Origin of the sequence: Priestia koreensis (assembly GCF_001274935.1) — a bacterium.
In the GTDB taxonomy this organism is placed as follows: domain Bacteria; phylum Bacillota; class Bacilli; order Bacillales; family Bacillaceae_H; genus Bacillus_AG; species Bacillus_AG koreensis.
In genome coordinates this window covers 386,059-406,169 of sequence record NZ_LILC01000013.1, presented here as the reverse complement: position 1 = coordinate 406,169, position 20,111 = coordinate 386,059, and the positions used below count along the sequence as shown (strand labels likewise).

Annotated in this window: 29 protein-coding genes and 1 tRNA gene; 27 read left to right on the top strand and 3 right to left on the bottom strand. The window is 34.3% G+C overall.

Annotated features, from left to right (window positions below; genetic code table 11):
• Positions 1–17: 17 nt before the first annotated feature.
• The 5 genes from AMD01_RS11260 (at position 18) to AMD01_RS11245 (ending at position 1,278) form a co-directional block, all read left to right on the top strand.
• Positions 18–296 carry a hypothetical protein gene (locus AMD01_RS11260; RefSeq protein WP_053401495.1) on the top strand — a complete coding sequence of 93 codons (279 nt, stop codon included), beginning with the start codon at positions 18–20 and terminating at the stop codon, positions 294–296.
• A gap of 54 nt (positions 297–350) precedes the next feature.
• Positions 351–485, top strand: a complete 135-nt coding sequence (locus tag AMD01_RS24930; RefSeq protein ID WP_281176866.1) for a hypothetical protein — start codon at positions 351–353, stop codon at positions 483–485.
• Positions 482–952, top strand: a complete 471-nt coding sequence (locus AMD01_RS11255; RefSeq protein ID WP_053401494.1) for a hypothetical protein — start codon at positions 482–484, stop codon at positions 950–952. The genes AMD01_RS24930 and AMD01_RS11255 overlap by 4 nt, the downstream gene beginning before the upstream one ends.
• Positions 952–1,170, top strand: a complete 219-nt coding sequence (locus tag AMD01_RS11250; protein ID WP_053401493.1) for a hypothetical protein — start codon at positions 952–954, stop codon at positions 1,168–1,170. The genes AMD01_RS11255 and AMD01_RS11250 overlap by 1 nt, the downstream gene beginning before the upstream one ends.
• Positions 1,171–1,202: 32 nt before the next feature.
• Positions 1,203–1,278 (top strand) — tRNA-OTHER (locus AMD01_RS11245).
• A gap of 34 nt (positions 1,279–1,312) precedes the next feature.
• Here AMD01_RS11245 and AMD01_RS11240 read toward each other — a convergent pair.
• A complete protein-coding gene (locus AMD01_RS11240) occupies positions 1,313–1,525 on the bottom strand; it encodes a hypothetical protein (protein WP_053401492.1) in 213 nt (70 codons plus the stop codon).
• Between the two features lie 100 nt (positions 1,526–1,625).
• Here AMD01_RS11240 and AMD01_RS11235 point away from each other — a divergent pair, with 100 nt between their 5' ends.
• From AMD01_RS11235 to AMD01_RS11155, 18 genes are all read left to right on the top strand, one after another.
• Positions 1,626–1,889 (top strand): YjcQ family protein, encoded by a 264-nt coding sequence (locus AMD01_RS11235; RefSeq protein ID WP_053401491.1) that lies wholly within the window; start codon positions 1,626–1,628, stop codon positions 1,887–1,889.
• Positions 1,890–1,989: 100 nt separating this feature from the next.
• On the top strand, positions 1,990–2,388 hold the full coding sequence (locus AMD01_RS11230) for a phBC6A51 family helix-turn-helix protein (RefSeq protein ID WP_053401490.1): 399 nt from the start codon (positions 1,990–1,992) through the stop codon (positions 2,386–2,388).
• Positions 2,389–2,504: 116 nt separating this feature from the next.
• On the top strand, positions 2,505–3,059 hold the full coding sequence (locus tag AMD01_RS11225; RefSeq protein ID WP_053401489.1) for a recombinase family protein: 555 nt from the start codon (positions 2,505–2,507) through the stop codon (positions 3,057–3,059).
• A 122-nt stretch (positions 3,060–3,181) separates the two neighbouring features.
• Positions 3,182–4,921: a terminase large subunit gene (locus AMD01_RS11220; protein ID WP_157052711.1), complete on the top strand. Its 1,740-nt coding sequence runs from the start codon at positions 3,182–3,184 to the stop codon at positions 4,919–4,921.
• Between the two features lie 12 nt (positions 4,922–4,933).
• Entirely contained in the window at positions 4,934–6,211 is a 1,278-nt protein-coding gene (locus tag AMD01_RS11215) for a phage portal protein (RefSeq protein WP_053401488.1), read from the top strand.
• Entirely contained in the window at positions 6,198–7,073 is an 876-nt protein-coding gene (locus tag AMD01_RS11210) for a minor capsid protein (RefSeq protein WP_053401487.1), read from the top strand. Before AMD01_RS11215 ends, AMD01_RS11210 begins: the two co-directional genes overlap by 14 nt.
• Before the next feature lie 93 nt (positions 7,074–7,166).
• On the top strand, positions 7,167–7,781 hold the full coding sequence (locus tag AMD01_RS11205) for a DUF4355 domain-containing protein (protein ID WP_083446519.1): 615 nt from the start codon (positions 7,167–7,169) through the stop codon (positions 7,779–7,781).
• 92 nt (positions 7,782–7,873) lie between these two features.
• The gene (locus tag AMD01_RS11200) at positions 7,874–8,704 is read left to right on the top strand and encodes a phage major capsid protein (protein ID WP_053401486.1); all 831 of its coding nucleotides are present in this window, start codon (positions 7,874–7,876) and stop codon (positions 8,702–8,704) included.
• A 63-nt stretch (positions 8,705–8,767) separates the two neighbouring features.
• The gene (locus tag AMD01_RS11195) at positions 8,768–9,085 is read left to right on the top strand and encodes a hypothetical protein (protein ID WP_053401485.1); all 318 of its coding nucleotides are present in this window, start codon (positions 8,768–8,770) and stop codon (positions 9,083–9,085) included.
• A 13-nt stretch (positions 9,086–9,098) separates the two neighbouring features.
• Positions 9,099–9,248, top strand: coding sequence for a hypothetical protein (locus tag AMD01_RS24490; RefSeq protein ID WP_169775955.1), 150 nt, complete (start codon positions 9,099–9,101; stop codon positions 9,246–9,248).
• 2 nt (positions 9,249–9,250) lie between these two features.
• Entirely contained in the window at positions 9,251–9,565 is a 315-nt protein-coding gene (locus tag AMD01_RS11190; protein ID WP_053401484.1) for a phage head-tail connector protein, read from the top strand.
• Positions 9,562–9,906 (top strand): hypothetical protein, encoded by a 345-nt coding sequence (locus AMD01_RS11185; RefSeq protein WP_053401483.1) that lies wholly within the window; start codon positions 9,562–9,564, stop codon positions 9,904–9,906. Before AMD01_RS11190 ends, AMD01_RS11185 begins: the two co-directional genes overlap by 4 nt.
• Positions 9,903–10,223 carry an HK97-gp10 family putative phage morphogenesis protein gene (locus tag AMD01_RS11180; protein ID WP_053401482.1) on the top strand — a complete coding sequence of 107 codons (321 nt, stop codon included), beginning with the start codon at positions 9,903–9,905 and terminating at the stop codon, positions 10,221–10,223. The genes AMD01_RS11185 and AMD01_RS11180 overlap by 4 nt, the downstream gene beginning before the upstream one ends.
• Positions 10,220–10,606: a hypothetical protein gene (locus AMD01_RS11175; protein ID WP_053401481.1), complete on the top strand. Its 387-nt coding sequence runs from the start codon at positions 10,220–10,222 to the stop codon at positions 10,604–10,606. Before AMD01_RS11180 ends, AMD01_RS11175 begins: the two co-directional genes overlap by 4 nt.
• A gap of 13 nt (positions 10,607–10,619) precedes the next feature.
• On the top strand, positions 10,620–11,162 hold the full coding sequence (locus tag AMD01_RS11170; protein WP_053401480.1) for a hypothetical protein: 543 nt from the start codon (positions 10,620–10,622) through the stop codon (positions 11,160–11,162).
• Positions 11,163–11,230: 68 nt separating this feature from the next.
• Positions 11,231–11,557 (top strand): hypothetical protein, encoded by a 327-nt coding sequence (locus AMD01_RS11165; RefSeq protein WP_053401479.1) that lies wholly within the window; start codon positions 11,231–11,233, stop codon positions 11,555–11,557.
• A 68-nt stretch (positions 11,558–11,625) separates the two neighbouring features.
• The gene (locus tag AMD01_RS11160) at positions 11,626–11,859 is read left to right on the top strand and encodes a hypothetical protein (RefSeq protein ID WP_157052710.1); all 234 of its coding nucleotides are present in this window, start codon (positions 11,626–11,628) and stop codon (positions 11,857–11,859) included.
• Complete coding sequence (locus AMD01_RS11155; RefSeq protein ID WP_053401477.1) at positions 11,859–15,950, top strand: phage tail tape measure protein; 4,092 nt, start codon at positions 11,859–11,861, stop codon at positions 15,948–15,950. The genes AMD01_RS11160 and AMD01_RS11155 overlap by 1 nt, the downstream gene beginning before the upstream one ends.
• A gap of 87 nt (positions 15,951–16,037) precedes the next feature.
• Here the strand turns inward: AMD01_RS11155 and AMD01_RS11150 are convergent, their stop codons facing one another.
• Positions 16,038–16,847, bottom strand: coding sequence for a restriction endonuclease (locus AMD01_RS11150; RefSeq protein WP_053401476.1), 810 nt, complete (start codon positions 16,845–16,847; stop codon positions 16,038–16,040).
• Positions 16,848–16,901: 54 nt separating this feature from the next.
• Positions 16,902–17,126: a helix-turn-helix transcriptional regulator gene (locus AMD01_RS11145; protein ID WP_053401475.1), complete on the bottom strand. Its 225-nt coding sequence runs from the start codon at positions 17,124–17,126 to the stop codon at positions 16,902–16,904.
• 290 nt (positions 17,127–17,416) lie between these two features.
• Here AMD01_RS11145 and AMD01_RS11140 point away from each other — a divergent pair, with 290 nt between their 5' ends.
• Genes AMD01_RS11140 through AMD01_RS11125 form a run of 4 tightly spaced genes read left to right on the top strand, consistent with a single transcriptional unit; the run spans position 17,417 to position 20,099 of the window.
• The gene (locus tag AMD01_RS11140) at positions 17,417–18,772 is read left to right on the top strand and encodes an FtsK/SpoIIIE domain-containing protein (RefSeq protein WP_053401474.1); all 1,356 of its coding nucleotides are present in this window, start codon (positions 17,417–17,419) and stop codon (positions 18,770–18,772) included.
• Positions 18,747–19,286, top strand: coding sequence for a replication-relaxation family protein (locus AMD01_RS11135; protein ID WP_342666981.1), 540 nt, complete (start codon positions 18,747–18,749; stop codon positions 19,284–19,286). The genes AMD01_RS11140 and AMD01_RS11135 overlap by 26 nt, the downstream gene beginning before the upstream one ends.
• 19 nt (positions 19,287–19,305) lie before the next feature.
• Positions 19,306–19,734, top strand: a complete 429-nt coding sequence (locus tag AMD01_RS11130) for a hypothetical protein (protein WP_053401472.1) — start codon at positions 19,306–19,308, stop codon at positions 19,732–19,734.
• 11 nt (positions 19,735–19,745) lie between these two features.
• Positions 19,746–20,099: a hypothetical protein gene (locus AMD01_RS11125; RefSeq protein ID WP_053401471.1), complete on the top strand. Its 354-nt coding sequence runs from the start codon at positions 19,746–19,748 to the stop codon at positions 20,097–20,099.
• The last annotated feature ends 12 nt before the right edge of the window (positions 20,100–20,111 follow it).

Sequence of the window (20,111 nt, the reverse complement as noted above, 5' to 3'; positions counted from 1 at the left end):
ATTAAAGGATGATAAAAGTGATTAAAATGAATGAAGACAGAGTAATTATTAGTAATGTGAATGAAATTGAAGAAGCAATTTTTAATGCCATAGTTAGAGCAAATAAACACATTCGAAAAGAAAAAGCAGATGAGATCAAAAAAACTACAGAGAGATTTAAGCCGAGCGAGAGTACAGTTAAACTCATAAATCAACCTAACTTCGATATTAAAACATATTTAAGTAATCTCAATATAGATGTAGCAAGTGTCTTTGAAACTGGGAAAAAGGCTATGATAAAGGATCGCCAAGAATGAGGATGTAAGAGATCAATAAAGAGTGTAAGTGCAGAAAGGGAGATGAGGAATTCTATGAACAAAGTTGAGGAAAATGGGGAAATATTGAAGACCGCAGCTTTAATGCAGGATGTGTTTAATATTACGGAAAAACAAGCAAAGAATTTAATTCTATATGGACTGGAAAAGGGAAGTGAAAGAAAAGAATGATTGAATACGGCTTTGTTTCAAAGTATGAAGATGAAGAAGAACATTGGTTAAATGCCAATTCAGAAGAAGAAGCAATTAATAAATTTATAGACATGTATTATGAAAAATACCCGTACATAGAAGATTACATAAATGATATTTGTATTAACGGCTCTGCTGCCGAACGGTTTTATCGAGATGATGAAGGACACATGTTTGAATTTGATGAAACTGCTAAGAAAGTTTTTATTCGCAAGGATATTCGATATAAATACAATAATAATCTTATAATGTGCTATGAATATATTGATGAGGTATTTATTCGAAATGTTAAGGAGTTTTTCAAATATGATGAATTGCTATCTGAGCAGTATTTGATTAAAGGTTTGGAAGATAAGGATTTCGAGTTTAGTGAGCGAATGTACAAATACTTTATTAAGCATTTAATTTTACATGATTATGAGATTGTAAGTGCAGGAGTAATATAATGTATAGTTGCAAGTTATGTGATTTACATATAAGCTTTGATGACCTAATTGATGAAGAATTTTGTTGCGGTAGATGTACCATTGATGATTGGGCGAAGTGGGAAGTAAGTAATGATGAAATTAACAGAGCAGCTAAAAAGTTGGCTCGATATGCAGATATTACATATGAGGAAGCACTTGCTGAGTTAGAGAAAGATCGAGATGAGTTAAGTATTTAATACATAATGAATATTAATTGATTTTATATTGGGGACTTATAGCTCAAAGGTAGAGCGGCCAGTATTATAAAACTGCGCATTTTGTTGGTTCGAGTCCAACTAAGTCCATTAAAAACCTATCTAAAATTAGATAGGTCATTCACTACATATTAGGTCTAGAAATAAATACTAGCGTTTGTCTGTTATAGGCGTAATCATTAATTTTTACGTACTCTTCAGTAAACTCTTGGATAATTCCGGTAGTAAGTACTCCCGTGTCGTTAGTGTACTCTACATCTACAGGAACGTTTAAATGCATATGATTCTGAAACTCTTCATTCGTTTTAAGTATATAGCCATCTTGAGTTATGTGCATTATTACACCTCCTTTTTTTACAATATTCTACATATTGGCTTTAAATACCTTTAATTTACAGTTTCATAGTCTTATTATAAAGAAGAGGAGGAATGATTAAATGAATATTAAGAAAATGGTTACAATAAGTATATTGGGTGAATTATTAGATGGTAAAGAACCTATAACAGACGATTATGAAAAAGGTGGCTTACTTAAGGAAGGGGAATTTATTCAATTAGTTAAAGAAATGCAAGATAAAGGGTTAATTAAAGGAGTAGGCTTTGCACAAGCTGGATCTAGATTAATTATTGCATTTTTTAATACTGCAGAAATAACTGAGTATGGTAAAGGGTATTATGATAGGGAAATTAGTAAGCTTTAATAGTTATTTGAGACACTTAAATTTATAAGTGTCTTTTCTTTATGGAAATAATCGTGTAAAAAAGTGTACGTAACATGTCAATTTGTAAAGAGGTGAGAGTATGGAAATTTTGAATGATAAAAAGATTATGGCTATCCAATTATTAGTTGATGGGGAGCTTAATAAGACTGATATTGCTAAGCGTTGTGAGATAAGTAGGCAGTCGTTATATGATTGGTTGGACAATGAAGAATTTAAGAAAGAATTGGACAGACGTATACAGCAACGAAAAGGTCTTGTTGAGAAGATTATTGATAGTAAATTAGAGGGTGCGGTTGATCAACTGTTCCGTTTAGCTGATACAACAGAGAATGCACGTGTTAAAGCACAGGTTCTCCAGTATATTATCGATCGTGGGTTAGGTAAGCCAACTACAAAGTTAGATGTGGCAGCAGAAATGAAACCTAATCAGTCAGTGACCAAGGATGTGCTGGAAGCAGAGTTTGATGAAGAAGAATAAATTAATGGTGTCATAACTTAAAAGTATTGACACCTATTTGACGACGCAGTATTATCAGTATATATAAAGGTGTCATATCTTAGTGTCATAAATATATACTGATAAGGAGCGTTAATATGATCTATGGATATAGTCGTGTAAGTACAGCATCACAGGAACTAGAAGCACAAGTACAAACTTTGAAGTCTGTTGGATGTGAGATAATCTATTCAGAAAAGTTTACAGGAACTAAAGCAGATCGACCACAATTTAAAGAGTTATTATCTAAATTAAAAGAGGGCGATACACTTGTTGTTACTAAGTTAGACCGTTTTGCTCGTTCTACCAGTGATGCTATAGATACTATTAAAGATTTATTTAAGCGTGGAGTAAAAGTACATGTTCTTAATATGGGACTTGTAGAAGACACACCTACTGGAAGATTAATCTTTAACATAATGAGTTCATTTGCTGAGTTTGAAAGAGATATGATTGTTGAACGTACTCAAGAAGGAAAAGCCATAGCTAGGCAAAGAGATGACTTTAGAGAAGGTAGACCTAACAAATATAGTAAGAAGCAAGTAGAACATGCAATAAAGTTATTAGAAACACATTCTTATAAAGAAGTTGAGAATATGACGGGAATTAGTAAGAGTACATTAATTCGAGCTAAGAAAAAGAATGAAAGTTAAGGCAGTCACATTAATGTGAGTGTCTTTTTATTTTGTACCCCCCCCACCATTCTTTCTGGGAATTTTCGCAAAAACACGTAGCAGGCTACACAATTTTTTATATAATTTTTACAGGTTCGGAGGTGAGTCATATAACAAATATCGATATTATTAATACAAAAGATAACCGCAGTCTTTTACGTAAATATTTAATTAAACTCTATGGAAAAGAAAAAGCAAAACAACTTATGATTAAAAATAAGGACAACTTATTTGATTCGAACGGATTAGCATATGCGTTAGGTAAGAGATCAATCGAGTTTTTCTGTGTATATTTCCTTCAGGATTTCTTCCTTCCTAAGCCAACTAACCAAGCACGTAACTTAGCTCCTGTACATTACGAAGTGTGGGAAGAATTAGAGAAGATGTTCATACATAATCAACACGATAAGCAGGAGTTTATCCTTCCACGTGGCTTAGGAAAAACCTCCATTATCGACGTTGCAGGAAGTTGCTTTTTGCACTGTTATAAATACAGCATGTTTACCATTGTATTAGCAAACCGTGAATTAGACGCTGTTAACTTTGTGGATCAAACTAAAAAAGCTCTCCAAACCTCGTATATTACACATACCTTTGGGAACTTGGTTAATCCTAGAACTCGTGTGGTAAATAAATTGGAACTCGAATTAGATAACGATACAAAAATTCAGGCTTATAGTTCAGGCTCTTCAGTTCGCGGTGCAAGTTATATCAGCGGTAGTGGAATTTTCCGTCCTATGGCTTATATCGCAGATGATTATATTTCTGAAGCTGATATTTTAACTAATGAGAGTAAACAAAAGAAGTACCAGAAATGGCTGAAGGAAGTGGAAGAAGGCGGGGATGAAGCTGTTATTCGTAACGGAAAAATCATAAAACCAGCCACTAAGTTTCTTGTCTTAGGAACACCATTAGCTGCAGGTGATTTTATCGATGAGATTAGAAAGAATCCTGAATATAAGGTATTTCATCGAAGTGTTGTTGATTTCGATGTTGATGAATACTTTGATAATCATACGTACTGGCAACAATTTAGACGGATTTTATTTGATGATAAAATACAAGATCCTTTAATGGACTCAAAGAAATATTATGAAGCTAACAAAGAACACATGGAATTCCCCACTATATGGGAAAAATATAATTGTTACAAGTTAGCACTCAAATATTTCAATAAGCGTTTAGCATTTATGCAAGAATTAATGTGTAATTGTGAAAACATTGGAGACAAATGGTTTCGTTCGAATAGGACGCAGTCTAGAGAAGAGGTTGAAGAGCATACTTTCATTAAGACGATGTTATGCATTGATACAGCAGGAGTAAAAAGTAAGGATAAAAGGCGTTCTGATTACTTTGCATTTACTCTCGGATCTTTATCAGACAATGATTTTAAGTACATACGCAAAGGTGAATTGAGGAAGTTTAATGAATTCGAACATTACATAAATCATGTTATAAAGCTACTCAAAGAGTTTGAAGATGTTACACATGTTTTTGTTGAAAAGAATACATATAACGGTTTGGATGTCGAGCAAATTCAGCAAGCAATTAACAAAGATGAAGAACTCATACATAGAGATATCAATTTTATTAACGAAATGCAGAAGAAAAATAAAGATGAAAAAATATCTACAATTGTTTCAGATGTTGATAATGGAAGAGTTATTTTCTGTGAAGAACGTGTAGAGAAAGATTACTTGGATCAGGTAATGGAATTTAGCGGGCAGCGGTTCAGCCTACATGATGATGCAGTCGATAGCTTAGCAGAATTTGTTAATCGAGTTGATGAAATAGAAATAGTAAAAGAGATTGAGTCAGTTCCTCGTAGCTGGCTTCTTTAAATGAGGTGAAACATGGATCAGGAAAAACTAATTTTGAAATTATTAGATGAGTTGAAACTAACAAGTCCTAAGTATGCTTTATTGAAAAATTATCATGAAGGAAATCATAAAATTCTGAGTGAGAAAAGCAAAGTGGATCAATCTAGAGCCGACATGAGAGTGTATTTTAACTATTGCAGAAAGACTGTACAGAACTTTGTTGGTTATTTATTAGGTAAGCCTTTATCATATAGCTCAAAAACAAATAACAAAGAATTTCTTGAACAAATCGATTATTACTTTGGTAATTGGGAAAAGGAGCACAATATTAACTTAAAGATTGCTTCTGAGGTTTATGGAAGAGCTTATGAAGTGTCTTTTATTAATACTGAGGGTGAATTTCAATGTGCAGTATACGATCCCTTAGAGATGATTGTTCTATACGATGGGTCGATCAATGCGAATATCAGTCTAGCCGTTAGGAAGTATCAGAGACAGTTTGATGATAGTACATACATTGAGGTGTGGGACGAAAAAAATTATATACTTTATAAATCAAGTGGAGACGGTCTAGTGCAACTTGACCTAAAACCGCATCGGTTTTCACGCTGTCCAGTCAGAGAATTGAAGAATAATGACCTTAAAAAGTCAGCTTTTGAGGATATTATTAGAATCGTAGATGTGTATAATTCAATTCATTCAACCTCAGCGAATGAAATTCTCGACCATCGCAATGCTTATTTGGCGATTGAAGATGCAAAGTTAACCAAAGAAAAAGCGCAAGAAATGAAGGAGAATGGGATTCTTCTATTACCAAAAGGCGCAAAAGCCTATTGGATTGTCAAAGACATTAATGCTACGTTCGTAAAAGATATGCTAAAACAGTGGAAAGATGAAATTTATACTCAAACGGGACAAATTGACTTAGTTGATAATCCTCAATCAAACACTTCTGGAATTAGCTTACGGCTAAGAATGCAGGAACTAGAGAACATTTCAGCGATTAAAGAATCTCTATTTGAGAAGACATTAAAGGATCGATTAAAGTTCTTCTGTGAATGGCTTTCGTTGGCATTTAATAAAGACTTTGACTATCGAGATATCAATATTTCCTTTACTCGCAACGTACCAGTCGATGAAGCATCTATTGTGACTATGGTAAGAGATTTACAAGGAATTGTTCCTAATGAAGAATTGATTTCGTGGCTACCACGTATTTCTAATCCTTCAGCTATTGTAGATAAACTCAAACAGGAACAAGACTCGATGAATCTAGATGAAATTGGGAATGACCTAAATGAGCAAATTTGAGGATGATTTTTTAAAGTTCATTGATAGCTTGTATAATTTAACAGATGTTCAACATAAAGAAGTTTTGATTGCATATCGTAATTCCCTTGATAATATACGACAATTAATTGCTCAACTCTATGTGCAATACGCAGTCGATGGAAAGCTTAATATGGTCGAATTAAATAAGTATAATCGTTTAATGGCAATTGAGAAAAAGATAATGGAAGAGGTTAAAAACTTGGGTACAATCGAGCTAAAACAAGTTAATTTAATCTTACCTGAAATCTATAAACAAGCTTATTATCAATCAGCGTATATAATTGAATCGACTGCTCAAACAGCTATTTCCTTTACCTTGTTAAAACCAGAGTTTGTTAAAGAGGCGGTTACATATAATTGGAGTGGCGTTCCTTTTTCAGAAAGAATATGGTCAAACCACGACTCATTGGTTAGATCGCTGAGAACTGAGTTGACCAGGGGAATTATAGAAGGGGAAAGTATTGATAAAGTGGCTAGACGTATGAAGAAAACTTTCGACAGTAAAGCTTATGAATCAAGAAGACTTATCCGAACAGAATCATCAAGAGTCATTTCAGCAGCGCAGGATAAAATTTATAATGATAGTGCAGTTGTAGAAGAATTAATTTTTACAGCAACCCTTGATAGTCAGACTACTTATGGGTGTAGGAAACTAGATGGTAAAAGGTTCAAGAAAGATGATCCAAATAAACCTACGTTGCCTAGACATGTTAATTGTCGCTCTTGTTATATTCCGTATATAGAAGGATTAACTTATACGACTAGAAAAGATAATGAGTCTAAGAAACTCACTACATATAAAAATTACGATGAATGGTACAACAATAAAGTGAAAAAATAGTCAGCTCAGTTATGAGGTGGCTTATTTTTATTGAATAAAAATGATGTACTTAATGGCTGAGTGACATTGAGGACAAAAGGAGATTAAAGAAGAATGAATCTAGAAGAAGTAAAGAAATTTTTAGACGAACAAAAAGAAAATGAAGAAGTAAAAAGCTACTTACAAGGGTTATCTGAAGTGACACTTGATGGAGCAACGAACTTCTTGGAATCAGATGAAGGAAAGAAACTATTGCAACCTAAGTTAGACAGCTATTTTACAAAAGGGTTAGATAGCTGGAAAGCTAATAATTTAGAAAAACTAATTGATGCTGAAGTGAAAAAACGTTTTCCAGAAACTGATCCAAAAGATATTGAATTACAAGAAGTGAAAAATCAGCTTAAACAAATACAGCAGGATAAACTTCGTGAATCACTAAAAAATAAAGCTCTTACAGTTGCAACAGAAAAGAAATTACCAGTTGCGTTAATTGATTATTTAATTGGTGATTCGGAGGAGACGACTCTCGATAATGTAGGACAGTTTGAAGAAGTCTGGAATAGTCAGCTACAGGTTCTGGTAAGTGAAAAGCTAAAAGAAGGTGGGATTACTCCAGAAAAGAAAGAACACACAGCTACGTTTACAATTGATCAAATTAAGAATATGAGTCCTGAAGAGATTAATAAGAACTGGGAAGCAGTTCAACAAGTAATGGCCAGCAATAATTAAAAACATATGTGTCTTGTTTTCGGCTTTTAGACGTTAAAGATGAAAGTACTAATCATAATATCCAATTTTGAAAGGAAACGGTGAATTACATAATGAGTACAGCAAATTTTATCCCTACTATCTGGAGCGCACGTCTATTGGAAAGTTTAAAAAAGACTTTGGTTTACGGTGGCTTAGTTAATACAGATTATGAAGGTGAAATTAAAGGTAAGGGTTCCACAGTTAAGATCAACAGTATTGGAGCAGTAACGATCGGTGATTATACAAAGGAAAATGGTGTAGGTGCGCCTGAAGAGTTAAATTCTACACAAACCACTTTAACCATTGATACTGCAAAGTTCTTTAATTTCCAAGTGCACGATATTGATCAAGCGCAAGCAAACGTAAAGTTAATTGATGGAGCAATGAAAGAAGCATCATACGGTTTATCAAATGCCATGGATCGCTATATTGCTAGTCTGTATACAGGAACCGTGGCTACGAATATGATTGGAAGCGATGCTTCCCCAGTGGTTCCAACAGTAGCAAATGCATACGATTATTTAGTAGATTTAGGTGTTAAATTAGATGAAGCAAATGTTCCTGAAGTAGATCGCTTCGTTGTAGTTCCTGCATGGTTTCACGGACTATTACAGAAAGATCCACGTTATACTAAGGATTCTAATGTAATGGCAACCGGGTACATTGGCAATGTGGACGGAATGACCGTGTTCAAATCTAACAATGTTCCAAATACAGCAGGTACTAAATACAAAATTATTGCAGGTTATAAGGGTGCGATTTCCTTTGCGTCTCAAGTTGACCAAGTTGAAGCGTATCGTCCTGAAGCAGGATTCTCTGATGCTGTTAAGGGATTACAGGTGTATGGTGCGAAATTAGTTCGTCCAGAAGGTTTAGCGGTTTTAACTGTAAACAAAGCATAATATAACTTTTGGAGAGAGAAGATCTGAATGAACTTCTCTCTTTTTTTATAGGTAGGTGATGTAATGTACGGGAAATTTGTCTCATCAAATGGAGTTATGTTTATAGAGAAAAATGAGGTTGAAAAAGTAATTAAATTTACACAGCCTTTATCAGTTTTTTCAATAGGAGTGTCTGAGGATGTACTAATGTATCTGAATGATGACCCTAATGGTATTTATGTTTGTGGAAACAGTGGAGCCAGTCCCTTTGATAATCATTTTAAAGATATTCCAGTATGGAAGATTGGTATAAAACGATATTCAAAGTTTACAGGTTCACTTATTACTACAACGGACAATAAAACTAATCCTGTGATGTACAGTTATTATGGTGTTTATTAGGCGGTGAAAATAAATGTTTTTATTAAATAAAAAGACAGGTGTCCAATGGGATGTTGAAGGTGAGTTAATGGAACGTTTACTCAAGGATGATGATTATGAACTTGTAAAGGAAGAAAAGAAAGCATCAAAGAAAAAAGTTTCATCATCTAAAGAAGGTGAATAGAGATGTCCTCACTTGAAAATGTAAAGTTAATTCTTGATTTGTTTAATTGCAACGAAACAGAAGAACAATTAATTAATTTGTATCTTTCAAGAGCTGCTAATTTCGTCAAAAATTATTGTCAGATCATTGATATTCCTGAAAATTTAACATCTGTAATTGAGGATATTGCAGTAATTAAGTACCAACTTAGAGGTGTAGAGGGAATTAAAAGTGAAGGTAAAGGCTCACTGAGTGAAAGTTATATTGATTCTCTACCGTTGGATATTATTCAACAACTAGATGCGCACAAAGACGATCGAATGGTTGATATTGTATGAGGCTTCCTAAAAAGGTTTATTTTATTGAGAAGGTTGAAGTGGTAATTCAAGATCCCGATTGGGGAGAATCTGTGTATACTGATTGGCAGGTTACGGATGATTATTTTAAAGCTGAAATTGAACCATTTAGTCAGAAACTTGCCTTAGACCGATACGGCATTGCTGTAGATGCTACTAATCGTATTTTCTGTAAACATCATCAAAAATTCGATGGTAACTTAGAAGATATTCAGCTTTCTTATGAGAATAAATGGTACGACCTTAAAGAGATGACGACTTATGATCGACATTGTGAATTGTTAGTAAAGCGAAACTTCAATGAAAGGAGTGATGAAGATTGAATAAATTTGATTTTGCGATGATTCAAATGAGACAGAAGATGGATAGGGCTGCTCAGAAAGTTGGTATGTTTGTAGAAGGTCAAGCCAAGTTAAATGCTCCAGTTGATACAGGGGATCTTCGTAACTCCATTTCACATGAAGTAGAATCAACAGAAACAAATAGCAAGGTTTATGTAGGAAGTAATAAGGAATATGCTGCAACTGTAGAATTTGGATTTTCACCAAAAGGTATTCCAGCTCAACCCTATTTGCGACCTTCAGTTGAAAATAATCTTGACCAGATTGAAGCATTAATTACACGAGAGTTGAAGTTATGAATAGTACTATATCTAGATATTTAAAACGAGATGAGAAATTAAAGCAACTAGTAGGAAATAAAATCGATCCTTTTATTCCTTCAAATGCAAAGACTTATCCATACATAGTATTTGAAACATCACCTTTTCTAAGTGCTGAAGTAACTAATACATATAGATGTGACATACGTGTTCTGACTCAGGGTGGGAAAGAATCTTTACTTCAATGTGAGACTATTTCTAACCGGCTAACTGAGTTATTACATTTCAGAAACAACTTCAAGGTAATGGTTGATGAAACACCTATTTATCATTCAAAGCATGTAGGTGGAGGATTAATTTATGATGATGAATTAAAGATTTATCAACAATTACTAATCTTCAATATAAAAACAAGCATATAAAGGAGAATGAATAATGGCAGTTAAAGAAGATAATTTTTTATTAGGTAGTGGAGATTTATTTATTGGACAGGTAGATGATCCAGCAACTGCAACAGAAGAAGAGATTGTAGAAGCATTAGAAAATGTAGGTGCAATTTCAGGTGGGGCAATCCTAACCTATAAGCCTTCGTTTCAAGAAGTAAAATCAGCTAACAGAGGTACATTATTTACTATGTTAACAGAAGAAGAAATTACATTTAAATCAGGATTGTTAACTTGGGATTTAGCTAACTTAGAGAAGTTGAGTGCAGCTCACTATTCAGAAGATACAACTAAAGGTGAACGTAGAATTGGTCTTGGAGGACTAAAGCAAGTTCCAGTTAACTACCTTCGATTTGTTCATAAGAAAGTAGATGGCAAGAAGTTAACAGTTAATCTATTCCGTGCGCAAAATCAAAGTGGATTTGAATTAACTTTTGACGGTGAAAAGGAAACAGTATTAGATGCAGAGTTTAAGGCTCTAGCTTGTCCAGGGAAAGAGCAAGGTAACGCTGTAGAAATTATTGAAGAAATCTAAATGTGAGGAGGGAGAAATCCCTTCTTTTTTATTTTAGAACAAATTAACTACTAAAGGAGAAATGTTATATGAGTCAAATTATCGATTTAAACTTACTAGTTCCAGAGGATTTACAATTTAAAATTGGAAATGATATTTACAAAATTCCTACTCAACCTAAATATCAGAAGGTTCTTGAGTTTTCAGTCATGCAACAAAAATATGCAAAAACAAGAAATGCACAGGAGTTAGAAAAAGCTTTACCTGAAATGGTTGCATTCATCTTAAATTTAGATGAAGAGAAAAGTAAAATGACGGCAGAGTCTGTAACACAGAACTTAATTCTTCCGCAGATGAAAATTATTATGGAAAAATTCACAGAAGAACTACAAAAAACTGCTAATGACCCAAACTAAAATTGCCGTCTCTCCCTGTAAGTAATAATCAGGATGAGGCGGCTTTTTTTGCGAAAGGAACTGAACTAATGAACGATATTGCATTTTTGAATAGAAAAAGTGGTATGTCTCATCAAGAAATTATGAGTCTACCCTATGGAATTTATCTGTCTTATATAAAACAGAACACGATTGCTGAATTAATGGAAACTCAAGAAGGACGAGAGTATTTAGCAACATGTCAACGTGTACAACAGAAAACACCTGACTTGGCTAAGTTGCGTGGAAACACAGGATATAAAGAAGCAGGTGATAATGAATAATGGGAATTATTGATTTAGGTGTATATAAATATCAAATTGAGTTAGATTCAGCTAAATTTAAACGAGCTATGGAAGATGCACAACGAGGGTTAGCAAATTTCCACGCTAAAACAGCAGGAGTAACTAAAGTTATTGGTGGTGTAGCGGTAGGAGCAGTCGCAGGGTTAGGAGTTGCTCTTGCTGGTGCAGGTGTAGCAGGAGTGAAATCAGCTCTAGATATGGACAATGCCTTTCGTAAGTTACAGGCTTCTACAGGTGCAACAGATAAGGAAATGCAGGGACTAAAAGAGACTGCTACTAATCTCTATAATGCTGGACTAGGTGAGTCAATGGAGGATGTAGCGAATGCCTTGGCTACTGTAAAACAAAATACAGGTCTAACAGGAAAATCCCTAGAATCCTTGACTCAAGATGCTATGAATTTAGGTGAGACATTTGATCTGGATGTAACCGAATCATCTAGAACAGCAAAAGCGATGATGGAACAGTTTGGAATATCCGGTCATGATGCCATGAATTTAGTTGCTCAAGGTGCTCAAAACGGAGCAAATAAGAATGGCGATTTGCTAGATACATTCAATGAATACGCTCCTCAATTTGCTGCAATGGGGTTTTCTGCAAGTGAGTTCACTAATGTATTAATTGATGGTGCTAAGAACGGTCAGTTCTCTATTGATAAGGTTGCTGACGCTATGAAAGAATTAAATATTCGAACTAAAAATGGTTCTAAAGCAAGTATTGATGCATTCAAGTCATTGGGATTTAATGCTAACGAAATGACAAATAACTTTGCCAAAGGTGGAGATACTGCACAACAGTCATTTGGCAAGGTCATTACTGCATTAAATAATGTTAAAGATCCAGTAGAGAAAAATCGAATCGGAGTGGAATTATTCGGAGCTCATTTCGAGGATCTTGAAGCAAAAGGAATAGCAGCCTTTGCGAATATTGGTAACAATGCTAATTTATCGAAAGATGCTATTGGTAAGATAAATGAGATACGCTTCAATTCATTTGGAGAAGCTTTTCAAGTCATTGGGCGAAACATGCAAACGGCTTTCATACAACCTTTGCAACAACATCTTTTACCCTTACTTAGCAATTTTTCTTCCTATATAATTTCGAATATGCCACAGATTAAACAAGCAATTTCTTCAGCTTTTAGTGGAATTGGAAAAATAATTGATACAACTGTCACTGTATTTAGTAGCTTAAAGAAAACTTTTACAGAAACAAATGCTTCTACTTCATCAAACTTCAACAAAGTGAAAAGTACCATCTCCTCAATATTTAATACGATTAAAGGTATCTTCAAGGACTTTACTTCGTTTGCGACTACCATTTGGAAGAAGTACGGTAGTGATCTTGTTAAATATGCTTCAACCTCGTTTAAAGCACTGTCTCAAACAATTTCAGGAGTTTTAAAGGTAGTGCGTGGAGTCATAAAAACAGTTTTATCTCTTATTACTGGAGATTGGAGAGGGGCATGGACAGGGTTAAAAACGCTGACTAGTGGACTATTACAGACCATTACTGGATTAGTGAGAACTGCCGTAAATACCATTAAAGCAGTATTTAAAGCAGGATGGGCTGTTGTAAATAATATTTTCTCAGTTGTTTTAAAAGGACTTGGGGCATTAGTGAAAAGTATCTTTGGTGGTATGGGTACTTCTATTTCTAGTACCATGACGAAAATTGGTTCATCAATCAAGACAGGTTGGAACAATGCCAAAACAGCCGTAAGCACTGCGATTACCAACATGAAGACTTCTGTTTCGACAGGGTTTAATAATATTATAACGTCTGCAAAAACAATATTCTCTAAGGTGAAATCAACTGTTTCGAAGCCTTTTGAAGATGCTAAAACAGCTATTATATCTACTATGAAGAAAATTGATCTAAAATCAATTGGAAAGAATATTGTTCAAGGTTTAATCAATGGTATTTCTGGGATGGTTGGTTCTGTAAAGAAAAAGGCTAAGGAAATTGCTGACTCAGTCAAGAATACAATTAAATCGGCTTTAGATATTCACTCTCCTTCAAGAGACACTAAGAAGTTGGGGGTGTATGCTGGTCAAGGTTTGGCAATTGGTATAGCATCAACTAAAAAGCAAAATGAGAAAGAATCTAAGAAAATAGCGGACTCGGTGAAGAAGAAATTTGATGAGGCTTTTAAGAACGCGGATTACAAATTTGATATGAAGAAAATCAATGCCACACAATACATAGCAGAGCTACAACGAATTGCAAAGGCTTATGCAAAAACAGCCGACCAAAGAAGAAAAGTGAATTTGGAAATTAAGAAAGTTGAAGACCAAATCACTAAGGATAAAGCAAAGAAAGAAAAAGCAGAGGCTGATGCAAAAGCTAAAAAGCAAAAAGAGGCTGAAGAAAAACGAAAAGCTCAGCATGAAAAAGAGAAGAAGATGATCAGTGATAAGAAAGATTTAGGTTTACTAAGCCTCACTCAAGAACTAAAAGCTTGGGAAGCCATCCAAAGAAAATATAAGAAGGGGTCAGAAGAGCGACTAGAAGCTGAAAAGGAAATCCTGCGCATCAAAAAAGAACTTATTCAGGCTCAATTTCAAGCTGAAAAAGATCGAATTGATAAACGTAAGTATTACGATAATCTTTCGCTTCCACAAGAGTTGAAATTACTTGAACAATATGCAAAAGAATACAAGGCAGGTTCAGAGGAGAGAGAATATTATGAACGAGAAGCTTATCGAGTAAAGAAAGAAATTCTCGCTCAATTGGACTCACTAAATGAAAATTACACAAATAAGATTCAAGAGACAAATGATAAATTACGTGAAGATGAAATAAAGGCTGAAGAAGACTATAACAACAAGATTTCCGATATTAAGCAACGATTAATTGACGATGAATTAAAGGCAAAAGAAGACTATGAGAAAGAAGTTCAGTCAATAAATCAAAAATTAATTGATGAAGAAAAACGATTAACTGACGAATATGAAAAGACTGTTGAAGATCGAACTAAATCCATTTATAGCTTTGTAGGCTTATTTGATGAGGTTAAACATAAAGAAGTTACAGGTGAACAATTACTTGCCAACCTAGACGATCAAGTACGTGCTGTAGGTCAATGGAGAGGTAATATCAGAGACTTGAGAGATCGTGGATTGAATGAGGAATTACTTCAAGAGTTGCAAAGTATGGGGCCGCAAGCAGCAGATGAAATAAAAGCATTAACAACTCTGAGTGATAAAGAATTAGATAGATACGTGAATCTATGGCAAGCTAAAAATTCTCAGGCTCGACTAATTGCAAACGTTGAAAACATTGGACTTCGAAAAGATACTCAAAATCAAATTGACCAACTTAGAGAGCAGACATCTCAGCAACTAGATCAAGCTAATCAAGAATACATAAATAAGGTTAATCAGTTACGGACAGATGCTAATAATGAGATGGAAAAACATAAAAATGAATTTGTGGCTACTGTCACACGACTAAGAATTGAAGCTACTGATCAAATTTCCAAGTTGAAAACAGAATGGCAAGCTAAGTTAAAAGAGATTAGCGAGGGTACTAAGCCGCAGTTTGATAATCTTCCTGTAGATATGAATAAAGTAGGGCAAGATACCATTAAAGGTTTAATAGAAGGTATGAAAGCCATGATTCCTACTTTAACGACCACTACTGAGAATATTAGTAAAGTTATTGAAGGAACAGTGAAGAAAGCCTTGAAAATCAAATCTCCTAGCCGTGTCATGAAGGTATTAGGTGGTTATGTAGGAGAAGGTTTTGCATGGGGGATTGAGGATGAGGCTGACAATGTGGAAGGATCTGCAAATCTTTTGATAAGCAAATTGTTAAATATGCAAGACAGTTTATCAAACCTATTTAGTCCGACTTCTTATACATTTGGTGCTTCTAGTGCTCGTATGGCGGTAGCCACAGCAACTCCATCAAACACAGTGACAACCAATAACCATCAGACAATCCATGTCAATCCTACTGTAAACTTTAATGTGAATGGACAATTGACTAAACGTGAAATTGAAGAAGCAGGTAATAAAACAATCAATGCTATTACGAAAAATTTACGAAAACGTGGCATTAGGTAGATAAACACTTACCCCCTAATTTTGCATAAAGCTATATATAAAGGTTTATACATTTTTAGGGGGTAGGATATAAAAAATACAATTAACTTACATTGATTTTCTTCTTGAGAACCAAGAAGCCTTATTGGTTCTATTGTTAAGAGATTTGCTGTATTCTTTCAACATAAGACATAGCTCTTCACGGTCAATTAGCTTCACTTTATTTCTATGAGCACAAATAACTGCGGGCTCTGTAAAATAACTATTCGTTATAATCCATTTTTCGTTACATCCCCAATAACCAGCCCCACCAACGATTTCATTGACTACAGATACTCCAACTTTATTGTTTTCTCCATACCTTTTTGCTTGCACAGCGATTTTTCTTTTACCTTGTTGAAGGATTAAATCAACACCATAATCCCCAGATTTACTTGTAAGCGTACAGTCGAAATCCTTAAAATTAAGCAACTTATGTAGAAATTCTTCAAATTCATGACCAGTCATTAAATCAATCTCGTTAATAGCTTGAGTGTAAGAATGGTTGGGAACTTGTCCAAAAAAAGATTTGATATATAAATATATATTTTGAGTTGTTACAAGCATTGTGTACGCAATTATTAATAATAAGATCACTCCACTTATACCGGCTAAAGGGTAATTATTGAAGAATAAAGAAATACCAGATAATACAATCCATAAGAACAATCCAGTAAACAACTTATCCCTAACGCTCCAATTTTTAAAATTAAGTGTACGGGGAAAGAATGTGTAAATTTTTGAAAATACAATAGCTTCCACAATTACTAATGGTATGAGCCAAGGGAAATGTAAGGCATATGTAAATGTGAACATGAAAATTGCAGCTTTTATTTTGAACTGGTAACTTATTTGTTGCTTCTTTTTTCTTCTACTCATAAAATAACCTCTTTCTGCTTTGTATTTAATTAATATTTGCAGAAAGAGGTTATTTTATATATCAAAGAAATCCTCAGCTTTAACATTGGAATCTAATTTCCTTAACGCCTTCATTAACTTACTCAAAGTTTTCACGGTAGGTGAATAATCAGGATCACTACATGCCTTACTAACAGTCTCTTTATTTACGCCAGCAGCCTTTGCTAACTCCTGTTGTGTTCGTCCGTGCTTATCTAAAAACTTACCTAACTTCGTCCTTTTTTTACCCAAACCCCACACTTTCAAAAACCTCCTAATGCCCGTTATATATCACAAGGATTGTCCTTTTTTACGGAATTTATTCAGAAAATCAAAAATAACCGTAAACATAGACAAACAGCCCATCATATCATTAAACATAACCATTAATACGGAAGTTGGTTCGGTTAATCAGTTCTTTTCAAAGTTCATGTTACAGAACAATAAAACCGAACTTAGATTTCTAGTTATATCAATTCTTTTTCCAACATTCTTTTATTCGTTTTAATAGGGACTATACTACGTATACAAAATGAAACGAGGTGTGTGCAGTGCTTGCTGAAATTGCTACATCATTAACGCTGGCTAGTGTGTACGGATTAGCTCAAATGAAGAAAGATGGAGGTGTGGGGGATGACGTTAAAAAGATTAGACAAATTGCAGATGCAATTGGATTGAAGAAAAATGGTCAATCCATAATTATACGTAGACGAGATCCAGCAGATAAAGAGAAAAACAAATTTTACAGCGAGTACATTTTTCAGATTCCGCTAGGCTTAGCCTTTTCAGATTTTGAGACTAAGTTAAATGTATTTCAAGATGGACTAAATATCAAAAAAACACTATATTCTTTTAGCTTGTCAGATATCAAAAAAATTAACATTAAAAAATTGATGAAGTTAAAATCCTTAAAAGCAAAAATCAATTATATTAAGAAATTTATTAAAGATAAAAATTCAATTAGGAAAAGTATTGAGATGAGCTACGATGGAATGATTCATTTTAAAGTGTACGATCAAGATATTCCTAATCAAGTAGACTTCAATGTTGAAAAATGGGATGAGTGTAACGGTTGGAAGCTGCCACTCGGAGAGAACAGGGAAGGTACAGTGTTTTTAGACTTGGCTTCTGGTCATTTTGTAATTGCAGGGGCTACTACCTTTGGGAAAAGTCAGTTGTTAAAGTTAATGATATCAACGTTACTTACTAACAAACCTAACGAAACAGAAATGACATTGGTTGATTTAAAAGGCGGGCTTGAAATGCAGTATTTTGAAGACTGTAAACAAACTATTAACTTTGCAGATGATATTGAAACTGCTGTTGCCTCTTTGAAACATATTGTAGCTGATATTCAGCAACGTCAGAAAATGTTAAGAGTGAAGAAGGTAAATAATGTTAAGAAAGCAGGAATTAATAAGCGTCACTTTATTATTGTGGATGAAGCAAGTCAATTAGCTCCTTCTCAAGTACCTTCTAAGTACAAGGAGTTGGCAAAAGAAGCACAGGCCTACATGTCTTATATTACTCGTATCGGTCACTCAATGGGTTATACCCTTGTTTATGCAACACAATACCCTGTAGGTGATGTGATGCCCAATCAAATTAAAGCGAATAGTAATACGACCATTTGCTTCAGATTGGAAACAGATACGCAGTCTGAAACTGTGTTGGATCAAAAAGGAGCTGAACAAATCCAATTACAAGGACGATGTATTTTATCTGTACCTAGCGGAAGACAACAAGTTCAGACCTACTTAATTGATGACAAAACTATAAAGACCGTAGTCACTCCTAACATCGTTATTAAGTCTAGAAAGGATGATACCCTTGCAGAAGTACGCAAAGAGGGAACAACGAATAGACGATATACTCTTGAGCTTGAAGAAACTGAAGTACTTAACTAGGTCGCAACTTCAAACGATCCATAATTTAGGCGGAGAACGTAACGCTCAAAAGGTATTAAAGTCTATGGAGGAATACCTAAATTCATTTCGAGAAGGTGAAACAGTTTATTATTTATCGAAGGCTGGGGCTGAACGAGTCGATTTTAAAGGTAACGTTAAGAAAACAACAACAGCTAGACATTACATCATGAGAAACGCTTTATATATTGCATTTAATCAACCTGATACATGGAAAAATGAAGTGAAAATGCGTGTTAAAGAAGTTGCCACAATCATATGCGATGCCACTTTTACAATAGGTAAGCAACGATATATTGTTGAAATTGATCATGAGCAGAAAATGGTTGCCAACAGAAAGAAACTTGAAAAGTACTGTAGATTAGTTGATGCTGGAGTATTTGAGATTCCACCAATATTTTTATGGATGACTACGACTGAATATCGGCAAAAGCAGCTTATCAAAATGCATGAAGGATTAGATTCGCAAATTTTCATTTTGTCAGATTTTCAATAAACTTTAGGAGATGATTAGTATGTTTACATCTAAGAAAGTTCAAACAGTTGGAACGATTAGCGAATTTATGACCAAAACTAAAAAGGAACATAAAGAAATTTCAAAGCCTCTCACTATACCTTCAATATTACCAATCACATTCCCACTATTGGCTACTCCAGTATTTTTTAATACATTTGCTTCATCCACATACGCAGCAACCTCAGAGGGGATTAAACAACATACAACTCAACAAATTATGCACGCTTTCGACCCGATTACATCATTAATACAAGGGTTAGCGTATCCTATCACGTTTCTTTCACTTTCTTATGCTGGTATCTTATGGATCATCAATCGTAAAGAACAGGCATTATTAACTCTGCAAGGAAGTGCTATTGGCTTCATTTTAGTCTCTTTAGCTCCAATGATTATGAAGTTATTAGTATCCGTCACTGCTGGATTCTAAGGAGGGATAACATGTGGGATAAGATTGAGACTGTAGGGACAATAGGACAATTCTTAAAGAACGATAGTAATGTAGGATCAGCAGTTATCTTGCAACCTGTTTTGGATTGGATTGCTCATCCTGTCGAACACATGAAGCAGCTAGGTGGAGAAACCATTTATAATTATACATCTCCTGTATTTGATATACTCTCTGTCCTTGCATATCCAGTAGCTAATATTATTATTTGTGTGGCAGGTTTACTCTACATTCTTAATATGAAAGAAAGAGCTATTACATGGATTACGAAAACATCAATTATTTACATTTTAATCCAACTGCTTCCACTGCTAACTAGAACAGTTATAACGCTGCTGGCTATTTAGTAATTGATAATA